Annotated in this window: 20 protein-coding genes; 16 read left to right on the top strand and 4 right to left on the bottom strand. The window is 38.9% G+C overall.

Features of this window, described 5'->3' with window-relative positions; genetic code table 11:
• Positions 1–54 precede the first annotated feature (54 nt).
• From CSEC_RS00530 to yidD, 12 genes are all read left to right on the top strand, one after another.
• Positions 55–297, top strand: coding sequence for a DUF5398 family protein (locus CSEC_RS00530; RefSeq protein WP_041016461.1), 243 nt, complete (start codon positions 55–57; stop codon positions 295–297).
• A gap of 249 nt (positions 298–546) precedes the next feature.
• A complete protein-coding gene (locus CSEC_RS00525) occupies positions 547–819 on the top strand; it encodes a DUF5407 family protein (RefSeq protein WP_041016460.1) in 273 nt (90 codons plus the stop codon).
• Between the two features lie 174 nt (positions 820–993).
• Complete coding sequence (locus CSEC_RS00520; protein WP_041016459.1) at positions 994–1,449, top strand: CdsG family type III secretion system protein; 456 nt, start codon at positions 994–996, stop codon at positions 1,447–1,449.
• Between the two features lie 58 nt (positions 1,450–1,507).
• Positions 1,508–2,176, top strand: coding sequence for a hypothetical protein (locus CSEC_RS00515; protein ID WP_041016458.1), 669 nt, complete (start codon positions 1,508–1,510; stop codon positions 2,174–2,176).
• 138 nt (positions 2,177–2,314) lie between these two features.
• The gene (gene fliI, locus CSEC_RS00510) at positions 2,315–3,631 is read left to right on the top strand and encodes a flagellar protein export ATPase FliI (RefSeq protein WP_041016457.1); all 1,317 of its coding nucleotides are present in this window, start codon (positions 2,315–2,317) and stop codon (positions 3,629–3,631) included.
• 22 nt (positions 3,632–3,653) lie between these two features.
• Complete coding sequence (locus CSEC_RS00505) at positions 3,654–4,157, top strand: type III secretion T3S chaperone (RefSeq protein ID WP_237559183.1); 504 nt, start codon at positions 3,654–3,656, stop codon at positions 4,155–4,157.
• 100 nt (positions 4,158–4,257) lie between these two features.
• Positions 4,258–5,346 (top strand): hypothetical protein, encoded by a 1,089-nt coding sequence (locus tag CSEC_RS00500; protein WP_041016456.1) that lies wholly within the window; start codon positions 4,258–4,260, stop codon positions 5,344–5,346.
• Between the two features lie 143 nt (positions 5,347–5,489).
• The gene (sctQ, locus tag CSEC_RS00495; protein WP_041016455.1) at positions 5,490–6,935 is read left to right on the top strand and encodes a type III secretion system cytoplasmic ring protein SctQ; all 1,446 of its coding nucleotides are present in this window, start codon (positions 5,490–5,492) and stop codon (positions 6,933–6,935) included.
• A 190-nt stretch (positions 6,936–7,125) separates the two neighbouring features.
• On the top strand, positions 7,126–8,727 hold the full coding sequence (locus CSEC_RS12480) for a serine/threonine protein kinase (protein ID WP_053331653.1): 1,602 nt from the start codon (positions 7,126–7,128) through the stop codon (positions 8,725–8,727).
• 260 nt (positions 8,728–8,987) lie between these two features.
• Positions 8,988–11,930 (top strand): secretin N-terminal domain-containing protein, encoded by a 2,943-nt coding sequence (locus tag CSEC_RS00485; protein WP_053331652.1) that lies wholly within the window; start codon positions 8,988–8,990, stop codon positions 11,928–11,930.
• Positions 11,899–12,873, top strand: a complete 975-nt coding sequence (locus CSEC_RS00480; protein WP_053331651.1) for a hypothetical protein — start codon at positions 11,899–11,901, stop codon at positions 12,871–12,873. Before CSEC_RS00485 ends, CSEC_RS00480 begins: the two co-directional genes overlap by 32 nt.
• Positions 12,874–12,884: 11 nt before the next feature.
• A complete protein-coding gene (gene yidD, locus CSEC_RS00475; RefSeq protein ID WP_041016454.1) occupies positions 12,885–13,259 on the top strand; it encodes a membrane protein insertion efficiency factor YidD in 375 nt (124 codons plus the stop codon).
• Here yidD and budA read toward each other — a convergent pair.
• Both budA and CSEC_RS00465 read right to left on the bottom strand, forming a co-directional pair.
• Positions 13,213–13,893 carry an acetolactate decarboxylase gene (gene budA / locus CSEC_RS12875; protein ID WP_272913366.1) on the bottom strand — a complete coding sequence of 227 codons (681 nt, stop codon included), beginning with the start codon at positions 13,891–13,893 and terminating at the stop codon, positions 13,213–13,215. The two genes, yidD and budA, sit on opposite strands and share 47 nt — an antisense overlap.
• 103 nt (positions 13,894–13,996) lie before the next feature.
• Entirely contained in the window at positions 13,997–15,139 is a 1,143-nt protein-coding gene (locus CSEC_RS00465; RefSeq protein ID WP_053331650.1) for a branched-chain amino acid transport system II carrier protein, read from the bottom strand.
• Positions 15,140–15,415: 276 nt separating this feature from the next.
• Between CSEC_RS00465 and CSEC_RS00460 the strand changes: the two genes are divergently transcribed.
• Entirely contained in the window at positions 15,416–15,817 is a 402-nt protein-coding gene (locus CSEC_RS00460) for a hypothetical protein (protein WP_041016452.1), read from the top strand.
• Here CSEC_RS00460 and CSEC_RS00455 read toward each other — a convergent pair.
• Positions 15,810–17,285, bottom strand: a complete 1,476-nt coding sequence (locus CSEC_RS00455; RefSeq protein ID WP_053331649.1) for a DNA recombination protein RmuC — start codon at positions 17,283–17,285, stop codon at positions 15,810–15,812. The genes CSEC_RS00460 and CSEC_RS00455 overlap by 8 nt on opposite strands.
• 336 nt (positions 17,286–17,621) lie before the next feature.
• Between CSEC_RS00455 and CSEC_RS00450 the strand changes: the two genes are divergently transcribed.
• The 3 genes from CSEC_RS00450 to CSEC_RS13075 all read left to right on the top strand — a co-directional run bounded on the left by CSEC_RS00450 (position 17,622) and on the right by CSEC_RS13075 (position 19,924).
• Positions 17,622–18,311 carry a phosphatase PAP2 family protein gene (locus CSEC_RS00450; RefSeq protein ID WP_154017589.1) on the top strand — a complete coding sequence of 230 codons (690 nt, stop codon included), beginning with the start codon at positions 17,622–17,624 and terminating at the stop codon, positions 18,309–18,311.
• Positions 18,312–18,521: 210 nt separating this feature from the next.
• Entirely contained in the window at positions 18,522–19,523 is a 1,002-nt protein-coding gene (locus CSEC_RS00445; protein WP_053331648.1) for a formylglycine-generating enzyme family protein, read from the top strand.
• Positions 19,524–19,528: 5 nt separating this feature from the next.
• Entirely contained in the window at positions 19,529–19,924 is a 396-nt protein-coding gene (locus CSEC_RS13075; RefSeq protein WP_041016686.1) for a YidH family protein, read from the top strand.
• A 5-nt stretch (positions 19,925–19,929) separates the two neighbouring features.
• On the opposite strand, the gene CSEC_RS00435 is transcribed toward CSEC_RS13075, so the two are convergent.
• Positions 19,930–20,775, bottom strand: a complete 846-nt coding sequence (locus CSEC_RS00435) for a CDP-alcohol phosphatidyltransferase family protein (RefSeq protein WP_041016450.1) — start codon at positions 20,773–20,775, stop codon at positions 19,930–19,932.
• Positions 20,776–21,068 lie beyond the last annotated feature (293 nt).

Below are 21,068 nucleotides of genomic sequence, written 5' to 3'. Positions count from 1 at the left end.
GGATATTTTAGTATATTCTTTTATTAAATCCGTCTATTACCTGTAAGGAACTCTATGTTTGGACTTGAAGAGCAAAAGAAGAAAGAACCCGAGAAAGAATTCGTTTTTGATTTAGAGCGGGAAATGGGCAAAGCCGAAAAACAAAAAGAATTAAAACAAAAAATTGAAGAGCGCCTCCAAAAGATTAAACAAGTATTGAGAAGCGGCGAGAATAAAGAAGAATTTGATCATTTTGGAGCCTTGCTTCATGGGTATGCAGCATTTTTAAAGGTGATAACAAGGATTAAAGCGGTATAAGCGTTCCAGATCTTTGTCGGGCTGCATTTGTTGCTCCTTAAAAAAGAGAGCTTAGAAATAAGTTTTAAACAACTAAATGCGGCCCAGCAAAGCACTTAAAGCGCGAAGATAAATAAAGCGCTTAAAGGTTTCAAACAAGCGAGAAGTTCCGAAAGGCAAGATTTGCTAGGAAATGAAATTTCCAGTAGGAGCCCCTCAAATAAGTTTGACTCTTTATGGAATTGATAATTTCACGGAGGAAATTATATTATGCCAAGCCAAGATTTAACGTTCTTCCATGGCGATAACGTACAGTCTGGATTTAGTGTTAATACTTTATTTCATGTTGTGCATGATGCAACAATTAGTGCGAAAGTTAAATTAATCCAGATTAAAAACAGAAGAAGTTCCATCAGTATTGGGGACATGTTTGAGATGCAAATGTTAATGAACCACTTATCTCAACTGTCTGAGATGTCAACTTCTGTCATTGCAGCTGCAAACTCAGCTATCATGTCAATGGCAAGGAACGTAAAAGGATAATGAGGTTAGGATTTTTTCCTTTCCTCACCTTCAACGGCGAAAGCTTTGGAGTCTCTTAGCCCAAAGCTTGACGCCGTTTAGGTATTTTGCAAAAGTGAAATTCGCTTAGCAAAAATGCTGATTATTTTTAAATCTAGAAGACTTAACAACCTAAGGATCATGACAAGGGCGCGTATGGCAAGTGAAAAATTGGATGAGTATATTGATGACTTTGCGCTTCTTATAGAAGCTGGGTTTGTTGCAGTTAAGCAACTGGATGAGACAAGTGCCACACGTATTTTTAAGGCGGCGCAAGTCATGAATCCCACAAGTGTCGCACCGGAAATAGGCCTTGGATATATTTCTTTAAATAAACTTGAGCTTAAGGAAGCTACAAAAATATTTGAAGGAGTACTAGAAAAAGAGCCTGAAAATTATCTTGCTAAAACCTTTCTCGGGATGTGCTTTTTACTCACAAAGCCGAAGAGGGAAAAGGGAGAAAAAATTATCCGGGACGCGATGGAAAAAACAAATGACGAGACTGTTAAAAGCCTAGGCAAGATCTCTCTTGAATGGGCTGATAAGGATTTAAAAAAGAATAAGTCGCCTTTTTTCGCGGATGCCGCAAAAGAAAGCGAAAAAACAAAGTAAATTGGTTAAAAGAATCCACAACCATTAAACTTTAATAATTAAAAAAAATTGGTTGTCTATGACCGAAGATAAATTAGAAAAAGTAAGTAAAGTCACTCGAAAGAGCGGTCCGGCTCAAGCCATCGAGCAAGAGCTTGCGAGAGTTGCGCCTAATAAAGAGACTTTTGATGATGCCCTGAAAGTTGGAAAGCAGACTAAAGGTCCTGACAATTTAGAGCTGAAATCATCTCTTTTTGATGAAGTGCGCCACCTCAATAGAAGCGTGAATCAAGTAGCAAAAACAGCAACGCCCGAGCGGCTTGCAGTCCAAGCAAAAGAAGTCATCGCGCAAATTGATGACTTGAAAACTAAGCTTGAGACTAAAGATTTAGACATTAAAAGCTCGGTCCAGCGTATTTTGCGCAACAAACTTGACCACATTGACGATAGCTTGAAAGTAGCTATGGACAAAGCAGGTCTCGAGTACACTCCTGAACCCAAGATAGATGTTTCATTGCAAACACCTATTAATCGATTCCTAGGCTTTTTAACAAACGGCCAGGAACAGCTTAAAACCTTGGGTCTTGAAGTTGAGAGCATGCACTTGAATAATAAGCAATTGTCTCCGGCGAACCTACTAGCGATACAGATAAAAGTTGGATACATCCAACAAGAGCTTGAATTCTTCACAAGCTTATTGAATAAGGCACTGGAATCGACCAAAACAATTATGAACGTTCAAGTTTAAGCTTTGATGAGGCTTTTTCGAGTAAAGGTTTCAAAAAATTTAAGGACAACGGTTTGCCCTGCCCTGTAGCAGGGCCTTTTTCAATCATTAATATTAAAGTTTTTTAAAGTCTTAAAACTTTAGGAGAAATTGGCTCCCATGGATTTTGAAGATCAGCTTGATAAAGTCCTCGGAGGTATTGATCAACTCGAATTGACAACAGTCAATGGAAGAATCACCGAAGTTGTCGGGATGTTGATTAAAGCCATCGTGCCCAATGTAAAAATTGGGGAAGTATGTCTTGTTAAACGAGAAGGCGAACCTCTTCGATGCGAAGTGGTCGGATTTACAAGAGATGAGGTTTTTCTATCGCCTCTTGGCCCCATGACAGGGATTGGTCCCTCCTCCGAAGTAATTCCAACAAAGCTGCCTCTTCATATTAAAGTCGGGCCAAAGCTCCTTGGCAGGGTTCTAAACGGCCTTGGAGAACCTTTGGATTTAAAGACAAAAGGCCCCCTTGAAACAGAAGCGATTTACCCGGTTATCCAAGATCCGCCGGACCCGTTAAAAAGAAAAAGAATCAGCGAACCTATTTCTGTTGGCATTAGGGCAATCGACGGTAGCTTAACTTGCGGTAAAGGTCAAAGAGTCGGGATTTTCGCTGCGGCCGGCGGTGGTAAATCAACCCTTCTTGGCATGATCGCAAGAAATGCTAAAGCTGACGTAAACGTTATTAGTTTAATCGGAGAGAGGGGTCGTGAACTTAGGGACTTTATCGAAAAAGACCTAGGTCCCGAGGGCTTAAAACGTTCTGTGCTTGTAGTATCCACCTCAGATCAAGCCTCTCAGCTTCGTTTAAATGCTGCCTATGTAGCTACAGCTATAGCCGAATATTTTAGAGATCAAGGTAAATCCGTCATCTTAATGATGGACTCTGTTACTCGCTTTGCAAGAGCTTTAAGAGAAGTTGGACTTGCAGCCGGTGAACCCCCTGCAAGAGCCGGCTATACCCCCTCTGTTTTCTCTACCTTGCCAAGACTTTTAGAAAGAGCGGGTAATTCAGATGTTGGCTCGATCACAGCTTTTTATACGATTCTTGTAGCGGGCGATGATATGAATGAGCCTGTTTCAGATGAAACACGCTCAATTTTAGATGGGCATATAATCCTCTCTGCTGATTTAGCAAGAAAGTATCATTACCCGGCAATTGATGTTTTATCTTCAGCAAGCCGTGTTATTACATCGATTACATCGCAAGAGCATTTACAGCTTGTTGGAAAATTGAAAGAAGTCCTTGCTAACTATAAGAAAAATGAATTGCTTATAAAAATCGGCGAATACAAACGAGGCTCGGATAAAGCGGGCGACTTTGCTATCGATCACGTTGACAAAGTGAATAATTTTTTAAAGCAAAACATTGATGAGAAATGTTCTTTTGAAGAAACCCTTCAACTTTTAAGGGGCATTTTTAAATAGTTTAATAGGATAGATCTTATTCATGATGAAGATGCCAATTTACCCCTTGATCCAAGTCGTTGAAGTTAAAAAAAGACGAGTTGAAAATCAGGAAAAGGTAGTTAAGCTTAAGCAAGATGCTTTGGATCAAGAATTAAAACGCTTGAAAGAGCGGGAAGCGGAACGGGACAAGGTTTTAAACCATTATAATGATAAATTAGAACAGCTTCGAGCCGAATTTGATCATGGAACGACAAGTGAAAAGATCATTCAAATGAAAGTCTATCTTAAAGAAGTCAAAGAAAGGCTTAAAGTTGAAGAAAAGAAAGTAAAGGAACAGAAAGAGCAAGTGGAAGTCGCTCGGAAAGACTTAGAGCAAGCTCAAAAAGAACTTAAAAAAAGACGTTTAGACGTCGATAAGTTAAATACCCATCGGGAAGACTGGGAAAAAGAAATGATGAAAGAAATTGAGATTAAAGAAGCAGTCGAGCTTGATGAGATGGGAACCGTCATTTTTCTAAAACAGATGAGGGAGAGTAAAGAATAAGCCCTCCTTTATTTTTATTTTACTTAAGGGAAATTTAATATTTCTCAATACGTGATTTTTAAAATTTGAAGACCTTAAGGTCAAAGGAGAAGCTAGCTAGATGACACCTGATAGTTTCTTCAAAGTTAATCCGAATATTCAGCCAGGAACCCTATCAAGCGTTGATCGGGACAGCCGGCGCGTCCATCCATCCTCTTTAGAAAAGCAAGGGAAAGATTTTAGAAAGATCCTCTCCCGACGCGAAAGAAAAGAAGAAGATGAGGACACAAGCAGCAAGAAAACCTCGATAGAAGATGAAATTCTAAAAGAAGCTGGGGAAGAAAAAATGGCTGTTGATCGAAGAAAACAGCCAAAAAAAGAATCACTTGATCCTGATTTTAATCAAACCCCGACCCTTGCAAAAGAATCAAAAGTAGCTCCAAAAATTGGAAAAGAAAAACCGGTAGCGCCTTCTGAAGAGCCTTGGAGTTCACCTGCCATTGAGGCTAATAAGGATGAAGATTTAAGAACAGCTTTTAAAAAATCTCTTGATGCTGAAAAAGGTGTGAAATCTCCGGCTGAATTATTTGGACAGATGGCTCAAGAAAAAACTTCTTTTCTTAAAAAACTTAATTTAGACGAAGAGATAAAAAATTCTCTTCCACAGGTTGATGATCTTGAAATCTCCGGAAGCTCTAAAAAAGGGCTTTCTCTTATTCCGGAAAAATCAATAGATCAAGACCTTGCAAGCGTAAACTTATTTGTTCTTGCACTCGGGCCTAAAGATCAGCTCATCTATGCCGATAAAATAAAACTTTCGGCGCAAGATATCCCTCCCGATATCTTAAAGCTTTGTGAAGAAATCACAAACAATATGAATAGCGATATGACAAAAACCACCCTGGTTTTAAAGAATGCCGGGCTCTTTAATGGAGTTGAAGTGACGGTGACTTCTTTTAAAACAGCTCATGGGGAAATCAATATTCAATTCGCTAATTTAACACAACAAGCTAAGGATGTGCTTGATATAAACTTAGACAGCTTAAAGCAAGCCCTCGACCAAAAAGGGTATACAGTCCACATGATCGCAACAACGACAATCAAAGATGAGCCTATTATTGCCGACAGCGGAAGAAAAACTAGGGACGAGAAAGATGAGTCTCAAGGTCAAAAAAAAGAACAAGATAACAATGAGGAAGAAAACGGATAATCTTTTTCTTTATAGCTAAAAAATTTAAAAGCCTGCTTTAAATTTAAAGCAGGCTTTTTTTATTCGAGCTAGCTTTTATTTCGCTTCCTCGTTTTAATATATAATAAGGCAAGGTTTACCTTTTGGACCTTTGGATTTGAATTATGACAGTATCATTTGATTGGATTCGAAAAATTCCACGTTCCCTTCTTCTTTCAGATGTTAAGCCCATGGGCAACATCTCTAGTTTTCCCTGGAAAGATTTTTCAGATAAAATCCAAAAATCGCTAGAACTTCCCAAATTGGAGATTTCTCAAAAAGTCCCTGAATGGGTTGAAAAAAACCGGTTCTTAGAAGGTTTTGTAGAAGCTCAAGTCTTAAAACTTGCAGCCCCGGCCATTCCCGGATTTTTATACTTTATTGTTTCCAAGCAAGATTTAAACCTCTTTTCTTCTCATCTTCTTTTTAAGGAAAATAAACCCAAGCTTGACGAAAACGATCAGGAGCTCCTTGAAGGCTTTTATAAGTTTATCGCCCTTGAAGCCATTTTCCAAGCCGGTAAATCAGGCCTGAAAGCGGAATTTTTACCAAAGATAGAAAAGTTAGAGAGTTTAATTGATGATCAGGAATCTGCTTTAGCCATAGATCTTCTAATAGATACCGGCTTTCATCAATTTACAGGAAGATTATTGATTTCCCCTGAATTTCATAAAGCTTTTGTTTCCAAATCCAACCCTTCTACTGAAGAGTTGATAGCAAGCTCCCCTATTGCCGAGGCTACAGACCTTACTCTACATCTTGAAATCGGCAAAACCTACCTAAAGGAAAATGAATGGAATTCCATTGAAACAGGCGACTTTCTCTTACTTGATTATGTTAGCTTAAATCCCGCAAAAGGTGAAGGCCGGGTTCTTATCAAAGCTCTCGGCAGACCCTTATACCTTGGGGAACTGCAAGGCAATACTTTAAAAATTTTAGAATCTTCTGCATACAGCGAGGCGGATAATATGCAACGGACACCTCATGATCATAATGAAGAGGACTTCGACGAAGAGGATGAAGACTTTGAATTTGACGAAGACGCTCTTGAAGAGTTTGATGAAGAATTCGATGAAGACTTTGACGAAGATGAATTTGATGAAACGGACAGCTCTCACGAAGATGAAGACGATGATGAAGACGACTATCATGACGAGGACGATGAGGAAGAAGAGGATCTTAACGACTTAGAGGAAACTCAAGTAAAAAAAGAGGAAGCCAAACCCTCCAAAGCTGACTTAGCCAAAAGTCCTTCTTCGGAAGCTCCGGAAAAAAAAGAGCCTACTCGGGAGAAACCCGAAGCTTTACCAAAACAAAAATTAGAATCGGAAAACCCGATTGAACTTCTTAAAACAGGGGAAGTTCCCTTAACCATAAATGTTGAGATTGGCAGATTACATATTTCCTTAAGAAAGTTAATGGAATTAAAGCCCGGCAATTTGATTGAATTGACTACAAAACCGGAAGATGGTGTGGATCTTGTTTTAAATGGAAAAAGGCTTGCTAGAGGTGAGTTAATCCAAGTTGGAGAAGTGCTAGGCGTCCGCATCCTGGATATCGGAAAAAAATAAATCTATTTTAAGGGTTCAAAAGAAATCAATAGCTACTTTCAATAATTCGTAATTGATTGAGAAAATGAGCTATTTTTTTTTGTAATTTTTTTTGATAAATTTTGAAGTCAAAAAGAGCCATTTTTAATAATCGAATGGAATTTCAAAAAGAAGTCTAATATCTCTTTAAAATGAAAGAAGATCTTAAATCATGCAAAATGAGGAAGACGAATTTGAATCTTTTGAGGAACTCAATCCTGAATCACTAGAAGCTTTACCTCGTCAAATTGGACCTTACAAAATTGAAAGCCTCCTGCAAAAAGGGGGTATGAGCATTCTCTTCTTAGCGACCCACCCTGAAAGTAAAGAGCCTATCACAATCAAAGTGCTCTCTCCAAAATACGTTTCCAACCCGGAAGCTATCAAACGCTTTCTCTATGAAGCTGAAATCATCTCAATGACCGATCACCCGAATATCGTCAAACTTTATGGTTATGGACAATGGGAAGGGGGTCTTTATATAGCCATGGAATTTATCGAAGGGATTTCTTTAAGACAGCTTTTGCTTAGATACCCCATCTCCTTAAAGCAAGCTCTTGAATACATCATTGACATTGCCTATGCCTTGTGCCACTTGCATACTCACGGCGTTATTCATAGAGACCTTAAACCAGAAAATATTTTAGTTACAGATTCACGCATCATTAAAGTCATTGATTTTGGTATCGCCCAACTTATCTCTCAAGAAGAAGGACAAATTGAAGACAACTCCATGAGAGTTATGGGAACGCCCATTTACATGAGTCCGGAGCAGAGAAATAATCCAAATTCGGTAAGCTACCCTTCAGATATTTATTCCCTTGGCATCATTACCTATGAATTAATTTTAGGAAAACTTTCACATGGCCGCATCCACTTATCCCTAATGCCAAAAGGGATGCAAAAAATTTTGAGCAAGGCTCTTCAAGCAAATCCTGAAGATCGCTATCAGGATATCGTTGATTTTATTAGCGATATTTCAAGCTATATGCATTCTGAAAATATGCAGAAAGAGGGAGGGCCTTCAGATGCCTTAAGACAAATCGCAACAGGCATCCATTTAGCGGAAAATAATCTTGTTCCCGAAGCTCCCCTTTGGAGCGATATAGAGTGCTCTTATGCTTACCATAAAGGGACTCTCTCAAAAAGTATTTTTTATGATTTCCTTGTTTTAAAAAATAAATCCTATGGACTTATCACTATTGAATCCTATGAATCCGGCATCGAAGGTGTCATTTACAACTCTGTATTAAGAGGTATGGTAAAAGCGCTTTATAGTAGAGAGGAAAAAATTGAAAAATTGACAGAAGAGCTGAATGCCATGCTTTTCCGCGAAAGAATGCCCCATCACTTTCAATTTAACTTTTTAAAATTAAATCCTATCGAAGAAACTTTAGAGTTCCTCTCTTGCGGCGGCGATGATATTTGGATTTTGAAAAAAGATCAAAAAGAACCTTTAAAAATTCAATCTAATGCAAGTGAACTTGGAAAAGTGCAAACAGCCAAGTTTGAACCTCTGATAGTTCCTTGGAAGCCGGGGGAAGAGTGCTTAATCATAAAGTTAAGCTCAGGCGACGATGAGAAGTCTCCTCTTGAAACCTTGTCTATCAAAGATTATATTTTACAAAATTTGTTGGAATCAAAAGAAAAAGAGACAAAAGAAAAAATCTTGCTTCTCATTCATAGACTGAAAAGGAGCGTGAATACAAGGGTTAGAAAGCGAAGCATTTTTATCGGTTCTTTTACTTACTTTTCCAACAAAAAAATGCCTTAAATTTTTTTTATCCTCCAGAGCTATTTCTATCGCACTAGTAATTAATAGTTTATAAAACTCTGTTACTATAATGAAAAAAAAGTCAAAGGTGGACTTTTATCTTTAAAAACATTAATTCATTTGAAATTACTTACTTTCTTTGGTAGCATATACCAATATGCTTGTTTGATTAATGCTTAGCTCGCATTTTTCCACAAAGTAAAGATCACTAAATTTTGTAAATGAAACGTTACGCTTTATAGAATTTTGACACGAGGCCCATGAAGGATATTTTTTTTGCTGCTCATACGCTATGTCGCGTCATTTTAGTTGCTTATCTTTGCGGTGAAAGTTCGCTTTTCGCAAGCAATTTATCAAAAGATGAATCAGAAAACAATGCAAGTCTATCAAATATAGAAAGTCATTCAAGAAAGAGCAAAGACCCGATAAACTCTCTTTACGCTAAAGATGATTTCAATTGGGAAAGAATTGAATCCTCTGCCATTGATTCTATATTTCAGTCTGCTGATTCGCATCCTGAAACACAAGTCACAGTTGAAGAGCCGGCTGAACCTGCAACTTCTTTGCCGCAAACCATTATTCCGAAGCAAAAAACAAATCCTACGTCAACTGTAAGACAAGCTCTTCATGAATCAAGAACCTTCCCGAAAGAATCCTTCAAAAATTTAATTGAAAAGACTGCACCAAAAAATGCTCAGGCTAAAACCCAGCCTAAACACCTTCGTTCCTTTGTCAGCCGAGGCTCTTTAAAACATTTAGAAGAAGAAGACCTTACAGCGCAAATTGAAGAAAATAAGAACGCGCCTGAAGAATCTCAAGAACAGTCGATCCTTATTAACTTCAATAATGTCAGCATCATTGAATACATCAGATTTATTAGCCGCGTCTCAAACAGAAATTTTATCTTCTCAGATGAAGACCTTCAATTTACGGTTACAATTATTTCCGAAGAGCCGACTTCTTTAGAGAACGTTCTCATGGCTCTTATGCAAGAGCTCAGGATTCGAAATTTAGATATCGTTGAAGAAGGCAATACCCTAATTATCCACCCGAATGCTTCTTATAGAGCGCCCGGTAAAATTGTCTCGGACGGACGGGTAAACGACTTAAAAGATGCCGATATCATCACTCGTGTGTTTAGATTAAACACAGCCGCTGTTGATTCCATCTCCACTATCATAAGACCTATGCTTTCTGATAAAGCTATCGTTCAGCCGATACAAGAAACCAATCATCTTGTAGTCACAGACATCCTATCCAATATTCAAAAAATTTCTGATTTAATCAGAAGTGTGGATGCGCCAAATAGCAGCTTAGTGGTTGGTCAATATGTGGTCAGAAATGCTTTTATAGACGATTTAATTAGAAGCGCTGAGCAAATCCTAACGTCCATCGCAAGAGGCCAACCTATAACTTTTGTGCCTCACGCTCCCTCTAACAGTATTTTTATTATCTCTACGCCCTTTCTTGTTGAAAGAGCGATTCCGGTATTGCAAAGACTCGATCAAAATGATGGCACCACCGGAATATATGACTTGAATGAATTGAAATATGTCCCGCAAAAAGAAGTCCAGAGACCTTTTACAGAAGAGGGACAGGAAGAGCCCCCTGAAGGTAGTGTTTACAAGACCCCTCAAGTCAAAGGAAAATGGGAACTTGATTCCAATGGAAACTGGTTTTATAGTCCCTTTGATCGAAGCGGTCGAGACCAAGAAAGGCCCCCATCGGGTTCATGGAAATCTGATCCAAACGGCAACTGGGAGTATGAACCCGGAAGAGTGACAAGAGGCGTTGATACAGGCGCTCCTGAAGGACGTTGGGAACTTGGACCCGACGGAAAATGGCGCTTTGTCCTAAACCCCGGATCTTCAATTTTTTCAGGAAAAAAAGTAAGGGCTGCGACCGTTGAAACTCTTCCCCTTGGCCACATTGAAAGAACAAGATTCTATATTCACAAACTTCAATTTAGAAAAGGCGATTCCGTTGAGCAAGCGATTGCTAGAATTGGCCAAAGTTTAAGCGACACAACCGCAATCAACCAAGATTTATTAAGCGCCATTAATAGCGTTCAATGGCTTGAGCCTTCTAACTCGCTTGTATTTACAGGAACCCCTGAGGCTCTTCTTAAAATAAAAGAACTCGTCGATGAGATTGACTCCCCTTTGCGTCAGGTATTCATTGAAATGCTTATCATGGAACTTGACATCGATGACTCGCTTGAACTTGGCGTCAACTGGGGTTCTCGTTTTGCAGGGGGAGATGTCGCCGGCGCTCAAGGATTCCTTACAGGAGCATCCCCAATTCCGGGTCTTCTTAGAACAGCCGGCACGAACCTTTTGGGGGCTGCCGTTGTTGATGAATTAGGGGTAGCTTTTCCGGATGCCATTACTGCTTTGACCGATTCCGGGTACCGTTTTGGAATTATCGGACAAACTATTTCTGTTGGCGGAAGGGAATTTGGTTCGCTTTCAGCTTTTGTCAAAGCTTTGCACCAAAAATTTGATTCAAATGTCATTATGAATCCAAAAATTATTACGGAAGATAACGTCACAGCTGAGATATTTGTTGGAATCAACACTCGTTTTAGAACGCAAAGTATTTCAAACGACCAAGGAAGCATCCTAACAAGCAACTTCGAGTTTAGGGACGTTGGAACACTCCTCCGAGTGACTCCATTCCTTGGGAACTCAAATATCATCACACTTGAGATCGAGCAGGAAGTCAGCTCAATTGCTCCCGATTCAACAGATACCGGCAACGCGCTTTCAGATGCCTCTGCCGGACCCACAACAAGAATTAGCAAGACCAAAACACGTGTTCATGTCCCTGATGGCTTCTTTATAGTCTTAAGCGGTATGATCAACGATGAAACAAGAAGATTTAGAGACCATGTCCCATGCCTTGGAGGAGCTCCTTTAATAGGCGCTCTTTTCACAGAGAAAAGATACCTTGATCAAAAACGTAACTTGATGATCTTCATTAGGCCGCAGTTAATTGACACCGAGGAACAAATAGATAATCTGACAAGGCATCAGCAAAATGTTTACAGAGTCAAAGGCCGAACAAAAAATCTTTGGAAGCTGGACTGTCAAGAAACCCTGGATTGGCTAAATTTAATTGATAGCGATTCCTTAAAAGATGAAAAAGAGTGCTGCTCAGGCTACGACTATTATGAAAGATATCATAAAGATCACTGCCACTAAAATAGTCTTCAGCTTGATTGGAGTTTCGATTTTCCTTTCAAGCTGCAGCAGTAAAGCCGCCCGGTTTGAACCAAGCCCGGCTATTGATATCACGCGCCAGGATATAGAGAGAAGGCCAACGGCTTTTCCTCCTCTATCTGAGTGCGAAAGGCAAACAGACTGGGGAAAAGAGCTTTTCATAGCTCACGCTTTTGCAAGAGAGCTTGATCTTTACCGTGCCATTACGTTTTATAAAAGAGCCTGGCTTTTAATTCCCCGCGCTGAAACAGCGCGTCTCTACGAAATAGAATTTTGCATCATTGAAAGCTATTGGTTTGGAAAAAAATATTGTGAAGCCATTCAATTTTTTGAAAGCAGTTATCTGGCAGGCGTACAAGGGGATTTTCCGAGCTTTAGAGAGCTTTTGATTCTTCTCTATGAGTGCTATTCAGAACTTGGGGAATGCGATAAAGCCGATAAAATTTTACAGCTCATTGAGAAAAAAGAATGCAACTTAAGCCTTGCTATAAGACTTTCAGATGCTCTTCGAATCGGAGACTTGGGCCTTGCTGAAAGCCTCGCCATTGATACCAAGTACGCCAACACTATTTATTCTTTCGGTGATTCTATAAGAAGGGAATGGAAATCTCCAAGGCGTGCCCAAATCTACAACGCCGTCCTACCCGGGCTTGGGTATTGGTATGTCGGTCAAAAAAAATCTGCTGCTACTTCCTTTGTCATCAACGCCTTATTTATCGGAGCCTCTTACTATTTCTTTGAAAGCGGCAATTGGCCGATGGGCTTAATCACAGCAAGCCTTGAAACAGGATGGTACTTTGGCGGCATCAATGGGGCCGGTCTTGAAGCTAAAGAATACAATGAATCTTTCTATAATCATACAGGCAGAGCCATGATGACCTCGCTTGATTTATTCCCTATTTTAATGCTCGAAACAAGTTTTTAAATGAGTTTCCAATGAATCGATTTGCTCTTTTAATTTTAACGGTCCTCCCCCTACTACTCAGGGCAGACCCTTGGGGTAAGGATGCCGATCTTGTCAATAAGAAGCTAAAAAAAGAAAAAACGACTTGCAATACTTTATTATTAGGCTCTTTTGCAGAAACAGCCATTGCCTTTCATCAAAATGTCATCTCCCCGGCTGACGGTCCAAGAAGCCATTTCTACCCATCAAGCTCTCAGTATACTTTAGATGCCATGAGAAAATACGGCTTTTTTGAAGGCTTTCTCATGGGGTGTGACCGCTTAATGCGGGAAAATGAAGACCCTTGGGTCTATAGAACCATCACTCTCCCTGATGGCTGCAAGATAAAGTACAATCCTGTTCCTTAAGGTTCAGAGCATAATCCGGTAAAAGATAAAGATAATTTTCAAGAGGGCTTAAAAAGACCTCTCCCTGATTTAATTCAAAATCTAAAACATGCCCGCCATGCTTTAAATCATTTGTTATAAAATGCAAGTGGAAACCGGAATAAGTAAGTCCATTGAAATAGGTCGGAAAATAAAAACCAATCACAGTTGCTGAAACATTTTTGTAAATGTAAAGAGCCTGTTCTTTAACAACTTCCTCTATGGCAGGATAAGGTTTTTTTTGAGGAGGCACACTTCTCAACCGAATCATGTTAAAAAAACCATTTATACGAAGTGCGGAAAAAATTTGGCCCGGGTGGGAAAAGCTATTTTTAATCTTCTGAAACAAAAATGAAAGTCTTAAGTCTTCCAACTGAACTGAAGTCTTTGAATCAAATTTTGTGAAATAAGCGCATGAAAGAAGTGATTCAGAATCGGCAGGCTTTAAACGTCCATCGGAGGTGGCATGGTAGGCGTTTCCATCAAAATAGATTAATTCTCCATCAAGAGCATTAAAGCTGCCTAAACCAAAGTCTCCATAATGGGATAGATTTGAGATGCGAAGTGAACCATCATAATCTTTTAAATCAAAAGCTTCTATCCCCGAATATTGTATTAGTGTACGGGGATAGTTTTTCTCTTTTAGAAAGTTAAGCCTTTTCAGCGTTGCCTCTTAAAAATTAGTATTTAAGCAATTTATAGAGACAAAAGATTAAAATCTAAGGCGAAATACCCTCTACTTCATTCCCATCAACCGGGTCTAGAGCCAATTCTTTTTTAGCTTTCCAAAAATATTCGGCTACGTGCGTTAGAGCAAGTAAGATGATAATCGGGTATAAATAATCAAGAATCGGCCCTAATAGAAGGGTAATTCCTTTAAATTCAAGAGTCGCTATGAGCCCGGCTATCAAAATCCCGGAAAATAAAGCTTTTTCGTAAGAAATTTTCCATTTTTTAGGAAAGGCAGTTTCAACAAAACTTGCAAATACAGAAAGAAGGGCGATAGCGGTTGTTAAGCAGGCTAAAATTACAAGAAGAGAAATAAAAATGCCTGCATGATCGCCAAGAATTTTAAATGCGATCTCAGAAAGAAGCGCCTCAGGTTTTGCATGGCTTAAAGTTTCGGAGTGAATCGCTGCCGCATAGGAAAAACCAAGATAGGTTAAAGCTAAAAGCAAACCTCCAATTAATGAGCTTAAAAACGCTTTTTTAAAAAGGCTGCAAGAAGCTTGGCTTTGCTTTAGATTCGCTAGAATAAGTGGGGCGAAAAACAAAGCGGCAAGCAAGTCCATTGTAAGATAGCCTTCTTTCAATCCGAGATAAAAAGACTGCATCTCTGTAAATTCGGAAGCCGGAAACGACCCTTCTGATAGGACCGCTTTAACCATCATTATTCCAAGCAAAAGAACAAGAATTGGCGTTAGAAAGTAACCTAAAACTTCAATGATTTTATTTTTTCTCATCGCTAAAAGACCGACAACAAGACATGCTAAAGCACAAAACAAAGTGTGCGGGAGGGTTAAACCCGATGCTTGAAGGGTTGAAGAAGCAAAAGCTATGCATCGCGGAGATGCGCCAAGCGGCCCTAAGAGAGAAATAGTGAAAAAACCTACTATAAATCCAAAAGGTTTGCCTAGCTTGTTAAAATATCGATTCACATCTCCATCGCAAAGAATCATGGAAAATAAACCTAAGAAAGGTAAGCCGACCGCTCCGATAAGGAGTCCAAAAGACGCAAAAGGAACCATTTCCTTGACTGTAAAACCGATCATAAGAGGAAAAATAACGTTCCCTGCCCCAAAAAACATCGAAAACATGGCAAGGCCGGCAGCAATGATGGATAGACTTTTAGAAAATTTCATAGAACAACCATAAAAAAACAATTAAAAAAATTACTTAGTAACAACACTTAAGTGTTTATAGTTACAAACTTTAAATTGAGAAAAGGTATTTAATGGGGGGATTATGTGTGCGCGATGCGCACAAAAGAGGAGACAAGTCTTCTTAGGAAAAATGAGCTTAGATAATTGTTTTTTGTATAATTTTTTATCATTTTTTGCCTATAAGGGGCTTTATATTGATTTATAATATTAAATAAACTCATTTAATTCAAATAGTTTTTAAAATAGGAGAAATTTATGAATCCATTGTTCTCTGTCGAAGGGCTGCACGTCGTAAATTGCGTTCCTCAGGAAATTGGAAAACTAGAGTGTGATTTATTAAACAAAGGTTTCACACTACTTGAGGTAAAAAATGTGGAAGAAGGCCTGGTTTACATTATGTACTACAACAAAAGTAAGCCTCTTGTTGTAGATAGATGTCATTTAGAGGAAACTATCAAGGCGTTGCAATTATTCAATGTCTATATACTCAAGGGCACGCTAATAAAGGGCAGGGAAGAATATGAAATAACTGTTGAAAGAAGAGATGAAACCTCGGCTCACCCCCCTCTGAATCTTAAGAGAGTCACACCTCTACGAAGGTCAACAAAAGTTGAATCTCTCTTTAAGAGAAGAAAAGGCTATCTTCTTCTTAACTAAGAGAATGAAGCCTTTCTAAATCCTTAGGCACTTTTTCAATTTCGATAAGCTCCGGCATTTCTTTTTTGGACGCAGCTCCTTTTTCAATTAATTTTTTTGCGGTCGGAACAACTCTTGAGTTAAGGGAGCTTACAGTCTGGTTAAAACCTGAAACCGCTGCATCCAACCCCCTTTTCAATGTATCCATGTGGCCTACCATTACACAAAGCCTATCAAAAAGTTCACCTCCAAGAAGTGAAATCTCTTTTGCCCCTAAGGCTAATTTTTCTTGTCTCCAACCAAAAGCCACAGCGCGAAGTATTGCGATTAAAGTGGTAGGTGTGGCAAGAAGAACTTTTCTTTCAACGCCGAATTCGATTAAACCGGGGTCATTTTGCAGAGCCGCACTAAAAAATGGATCTCCCGGAAGAAAAAGGACGACGAATTCACAAGACTCTTTGATCTCTTCAGAATAAGCTTTTGAGGAAAGATGCTGGATATGGCTCCTCACTTGTTTTGAATGCGCCTTTAGGTGATGCTGCCTTTCTTCCTCATTTTGAGTTTCATGGGCATCCAAATAGGCTTGTAAAGGAGCTTTAGCATCCACTATAATAGATTTTTCATTAGGGAGTCGAACGACAATGTCGGGCCTTATAAACCCGCTTTCTTTTGAAACGACCACCTGCTCTTCAAAATCGCAATATTCAATCATTCCGGCAAGCTCGACCACCCTTTTCAGTTGAATTTCCCCCCACCTTCCCCTAATTTGGGTAGATTTTAAGGAATTGGCTAATTTGGATGTTTCAGCGCCAAGCTTAAGTTGCATTTCACTTAAATTCTTTATCTGGTCTGTAAGAGAGTTAAAAACATTATGCCTTGTTTTTTCCATGTCTCTTAATAAAGAGTCGAATTTTCCAACGGATTCCTTAAAGGGATTTAACTCGTTTACAAATAGTTGCTCTCTTTGAGCCTGTTGATGTTTTAACGATTCATCGTACTTTTCAAACTTAGCTGTTGCAAGTTGTAGAAAAGATAGGGAATTTTGTTTTAAAACATCTTGCGAAAGCGATTTAAAGACCGTCTCAAACTGCTGTTTCGCATCTTCCAAGACCTGAACTTTATGCGAGAATAATTTTTTTTCTTCTTCAAGGTGAGCTTTAACTTTGGCAAGCTCCGAATTTAGCTCTTCTCCCCTTTTCATTTCAGATAGCAAAGCTTCTTCTGCAGTCTTTAGTTTTAATTGCTGCTCTTTTTGCTGTTCAAGCAATCCCTCCAAACGACTTCTTGTTTTGCTCTCCTCGAGGAGTTTGTCTTTAATTTTTTCAATTTCATCCTCTCTGAGTTTTAAAAGAGTTTTAGCTTCCGTGAAGGAAGTTTCAACCCACAAAAGCTTATGGCTTTGGCTATCAATTTTCTTTTTAAAAAATAAATACAGAAGCAAGATGCAAAAAATAAAGAGGACACAGATCAAAAGAAGGGAGACAGGCATTTTAAACCCTGGTTTCACATATAATGGTTCATATTCGAAATTATTCTCTTGAAGCCCCGAAAAAATGAGTCCCTCTTATTTTAAAATAGGACGGACTTATTTGCAGCCAAAGTGCGAGCTCTTAAGGGAAAAAAATTCGAATCAGGTTGACGCAATTTGGTTTTCAATTCCTTATAGAAAACAAAGTGAATAGGTCTCTTTTTTATCATTTTTTCATTTAAAAAAGCTTCAACAAAATTAATTTATACCTTTTAATGAGAGCCTCTTAAAAAATTGAAAGAAAGGCATGCAACAAAATTGTTCAAAAACTTACGTTTTTATCTTAAAATATTCATTTTGTTCGTTTTGATTCTCATCTTTTTTTTCACTTCCGAATCCATAGATTTAGCAGCCTCAAGATTTTTCTTTAGCCTTGGCGAAAAAGGCCTCGCTTTCCCCCACACCAAATGGATGCATTACTTATTTAAATTAACTCCCTGGCCTGCCATTTTGCTTGGCATTTTTTGCTTTATTTTATTTGTACTTTCTCCTTTTTTCAAAAAATTAAAAATGCATAGGAAAACGCTTCTTTTTCTTTGGCTTTCTTTTGCTATGGGTCCAGGCTTTATCACGCACATTGTTTTCAAGGAATTTTATGGCCGGCCTAGGCCGAAGCATGTCATTGAGTTTGGGGGAACTGAAAACTATAGAGCTTTTTATGACCCTGGCCCGACCTTTAAGGAAAAAGAACATTTCCGTTCTTTTCCATGCGGTCATTGCACTACCGGATACTACTATTTTGTATTTGGTTTTTGGTTAAAGAAAAGACATCTTTTTCAATTAAGCCGGATGGTTTTCCTTTTCTCCTTCCTCTATGGAACCGCTATTGGAGTTCTTCGCATGGCGCAAGGAGGACATTTTTTTTCAGATGTAGTCGCAGGGGGGGCTTTGATGTGGTTCATTGCTTGGGGCCTATATCGGATTCTTTATGAAAAAGAGTCTTCTTATCCTTTAACCCAGGATTGCGATCTGGTCAGAGGTTCTTAAAGCTGTCGCCGGGTCAAATTTTTCAATTTTACATTCCCGAAAAGTAAAGTGGAAGAAATGACATTCTCTGAGAGGTGAGATGACCTGGGGATTTAGACTACTTTCAAATTTTTTCTCCTTATTTTGTCAAATAAGAGTCTATTGAACTTGCAAATTTGATCGGAAAATGGCAAAACTTTTTTTAATTGCTAGATCATCCGTGAGCTTTTCATGACGAAGCTTCTTTTAATATTAAATGTTCTATTTGCCTCTCAAACCCTGAATGCTTCACAGGCTCCAAAAGCAATGGTTTGGATAAAGCCCGGCATTTTTACCATGGGATCGGATGACAAAGACGCCAAAAAAGATGAAAAGCCTGCCCACCTGGTGAGGGTAGATGGTTTTTTTATGGATGAAACCCCTGTAACTAACCGTCAATTTAAAGAATTTGTAGACGCTACAGGTTACATTACGACAGCCGAAAAAGCGCCCACACTTGAGGAAATAATGGCTCAGGTGCCTATTGGAACTAAAGAGCCCGATCCTTCAAAGCTTATTGCAGCCTCTCTTGTTTTTAAGCCAAGCGATGGGCCGGTTCCCTTTTACAGCAATCGATTTTGGTGGGAATGGAAAGGGGGCGCTGATTGGAAGCACCCGACAGGACCTGAAAGTTCAATTGACGGCAAAGAAGACCACCCTGTCGTTCAAGTTTCTTGGTATGATGCCGAAGCCTATGCCAAATGGGCCGGAAAAAGGCTTCCAACCGAAGCTGAGTGGGAATTTGCCGCTAAAGGCACCCATGATAAGAAATATGTCTGGGGGAATGAGGAATTTAATGAAAAAGATCCTCAGGCTAATATTTGGCAAGGTAAATTCCCTTACCAAAGCTCAAAAAATGAAGGCTATTATGGGACAACTCCGGTAAGAAAATACCCTCCCAATGAGAATCATCTTTATGACATGGCCGGAAACGTTTGGCAATGGTGCAGCGACCTTTACCACCATGCTTATTATGAGGCGGAAGCAAAAAAAGGGGTTTCCATCAATCCAAAAGGGGCTGATAAAAGTTTGGACCCTGATGAGCCTTACGCTGAAAAAAGAGTGCATCGAGGAGGCTCTTTTCTATGCCACAAAAGTTATTGTAAGGGATACCGTATTTCAGCCAGAATGAAAACTTGTCCCGACACAAGTTTAAATCATTTGGGATTTCGCTGCGCCAAAAGCAAAGAGTAAAAAATATGAATAAAGATTTTACGGATTTTGAAACCCCTATTGCCTATGATAGGGATCGGTTTGCAGCTGATAGGACCATTCTTGCTTGGATAAGAACTTCTCTTGCTTTAATAGGTTTTGGATTTAGCATTTTCGAATTTTTTCAATATTTAAAAACAATCGATGATTTTAATGGCAAGCTGTCAGCTAAATCCCCGCACCATTTGGGAGTTATTTTAGTAGCGCTTGGAGTTATTTTTTTAATATTGGCAACGGGAGAGTATCTTTCTTTTATCAGAAAACTTGATCAAAAAGCCCACAAGAAATTTCATGTTTCCACTTCTCTTGCAGCATCGCTTTTACTTTCGATTGTAGGACTTTCTCTTCTTGTCCATATGCTTATCACTTTAGAAATGTACTGAAAAAATTATTCCCCTAGTTCCTCATCTTCCGGGGCTCTTTCAAAATCTTCAAGAGCTTTTGTTCTTCTTCCTGCAATCAATCGAATAATCGATAAGATTAAAGACCCCAAAAGATAAAGCCAAATAACTCCAAAAAATAGAAGCGGAAAGTTATGCTGGATCCCGAAAAAAACCAAAACAGCCGCAAAAACCGTAAAGATAACCACTTTAAAAGAAGAAACTCTAAAATGAAGAGTTTTCAAGCTTGGGAAACGCCATCGGCTAATCATTACGTATCCTAAGAAAAGCAGGACAAAGAAAAGGATCCAGGAACGCAGGCCTAAAGGAAAACCTTCCTCCATCCCATCGCTTATAGAAGAGAGTAAGAGATTACAAGAAATTGCAGCGCCGGCGGCTGCCGGAATAGGCAACCCTGTGAAATTTTTTTTGCTAGCGGCAAGCAGCTCGTCATCCTGCTCTATTTTTTTATTCATGACGTTAAAGCGAATCAGTCTTAAAACACCGCATACAGTAAATACCATCGCAGCAAAAGTTAAGAAAAAAGACATCTCGCTTCCGGGCCTTAAGGATAGGGTCTTCAAGATAATGACAGAAGGGGCAAGGCCAAAAGTGATGGCATCGGCTAAGGAGTCAAAAAGCCCTCCAAATTCACTTTCAGCTTTCATGACACGAGCTATAGCGCCATCTAAAAGGTCCAAAATGGCTGCCAAAATAAGAATTCCTGAAATTTGTGTTAGCAAGGGGGTAGTCGTCTCGCCAATTCCAGTCATATTCATTTTGAAAATAGCAAAAAGTCCGCACATCAGACCAAAAGCTGTAATAAAATTGGGTAAAAGAAAGACCTTTTTCACAAACTTTTCCTAAGGCTTAAAAGAACTATAACTTTTTATAAATCAAATATATGAGGAGTATAGTCTATTTTTTTAAAATTGTAAACCGAGGCTTTACGGCAAATGAGAATTTTAAATTTTTCCTTGCGGGATCCCTTTTATTTGTAAACAGTCTCTCAATCAAGAAGTGTATTTATAACTTGATTTTCTGATTATTTTTCCTCTAAAAAAGAAATCAGATTCTTAATTTATCAATATATTTTTTTATTTATAAAAAAAAGGAGATATTAGGATTTAAAAAATTAAAAATTAGT

The sequence above is a fragment of the Criblamydia sequanensis CRIB-18 genome (assembly GCF_000750955.1).
GTDB classification, from domain to species: Bacteria; Chlamydiota; Chlamydiia; order Chlamydiales; family Criblamydiaceae; genus Criblamydia; species Criblamydia sequanensis.
This window is presented reverse-complemented; position numbering and strand designations above follow the sequence as displayed.

What these genes read in the sequence shown, in the direction of transcription:
- CSEC_RS00530 (WP_041016461.1), top strand. Translation starts at nt 55, where the DNA reads ATGTTTGGACTTGAAGAGCAAAAGAAGAAAGAACCCGAGAAAGAATTC.
- CSEC_RS13075 (WP_041016686.1), top strand. Translation starts at nt 19,529, where the DNA reads ATGAATAAAGATTTTACGGATTTTGAAACCCCTATTGCCTATGATAGG.
- CSEC_RS00460 (WP_041016452.1), top strand. Translation starts at nt 15,416, where the DNA reads ATGAATCCATTGTTCTCTGTCGAAGGGCTGCACGTCGTAAATTGCGTT.
- fliI (WP_041016457.1), top strand. Translation starts at nt 2,315, where the DNA reads ATGGATTTTGAAGATCAGCTTGATAAAGTCCTCGGAGGTATTGATCAA.
- CSEC_RS00515 (WP_041016458.1), top strand. Translation starts at nt 1,508, where the DNA reads ATGACCGAAGATAAATTAGAAAAAGTAAGTAAAGTCACTCGAAAGAGC.
- CSEC_RS00480 (WP_053331651.1), top strand. Translation starts at nt 11,899, where the DNA reads ATGAAAGATATCATAAAGATCACTGCCACTAAAATAGTCTTCAGCTTG.
- CSEC_RS00520 (WP_041016459.1), top strand. Translation starts at nt 994, where the DNA reads ATGGCAAGTGAAAAATTGGATGAGTATATTGATGACTTTGCGCTTCTT.
- CSEC_RS00485 (WP_053331652.1), top strand. Translation starts at nt 8,988, where the DNA reads ATGAAGGATATTTTTTTTGCTGCTCATACGCTATGTCGCGTCATTTTA.
- CSEC_RS00500 (WP_041016456.1), top strand. Translation starts at nt 4,258, where the DNA reads ATGACACCTGATAGTTTCTTCAAAGTTAATCCGAATATTCAGCCAGGA.
- CSEC_RS00465 (WP_053331650.1), bottom strand. Translation starts at nt 15,139, where the DNA reads ATGAAATTTTCTAAAAGTCTATCCATCATTGCTGCCGGCCTTGCCATG.
- CSEC_RS00505 (WP_237559183.1), top strand. Translation starts at nt 3,654, where the DNA reads ATGATGAAGATGCCAATTTACCCCTTGATCCAAGTCGTTGAAGTTAAA.
- CSEC_RS12480 (WP_053331653.1), top strand. Translation starts at nt 7,126, where the DNA reads ATGCAAAATGAGGAAGACGAATTTGAATCTTTTGAGGAACTCAATCCT.
- CSEC_RS00445 (WP_053331648.1), top strand. Translation starts at nt 18,522, where the DNA reads ATGACGAAGCTTCTTTTAATATTAAATGTTCTATTTGCCTCTCAAACC.
- CSEC_RS00525 (WP_041016460.1), top strand. Translation starts at nt 547, where the DNA reads ATGCCAAGCCAAGATTTAACGTTCTTCCATGGCGATAACGTACAGTCT.
- CSEC_RS00455 (WP_053331649.1), bottom strand. Translation starts at nt 17,285, where the DNA reads ATGCCTGTCTCCCTTCTTTTGATCTGTGTCCTCTTTATTTTTTGCATC.
- yidD (WP_041016454.1), top strand. Translation starts at nt 12,885, where the DNA reads ATGAATCGATTTGCTCTTTTAATTTTAACGGTCCTCCCCCTACTACTC.
- sctQ (WP_041016455.1), top strand. Translation starts at nt 5,490, where the DNA reads ATGACAGTATCATTTGATTGGATTCGAAAAATTCCACGTTCCCTTCTT.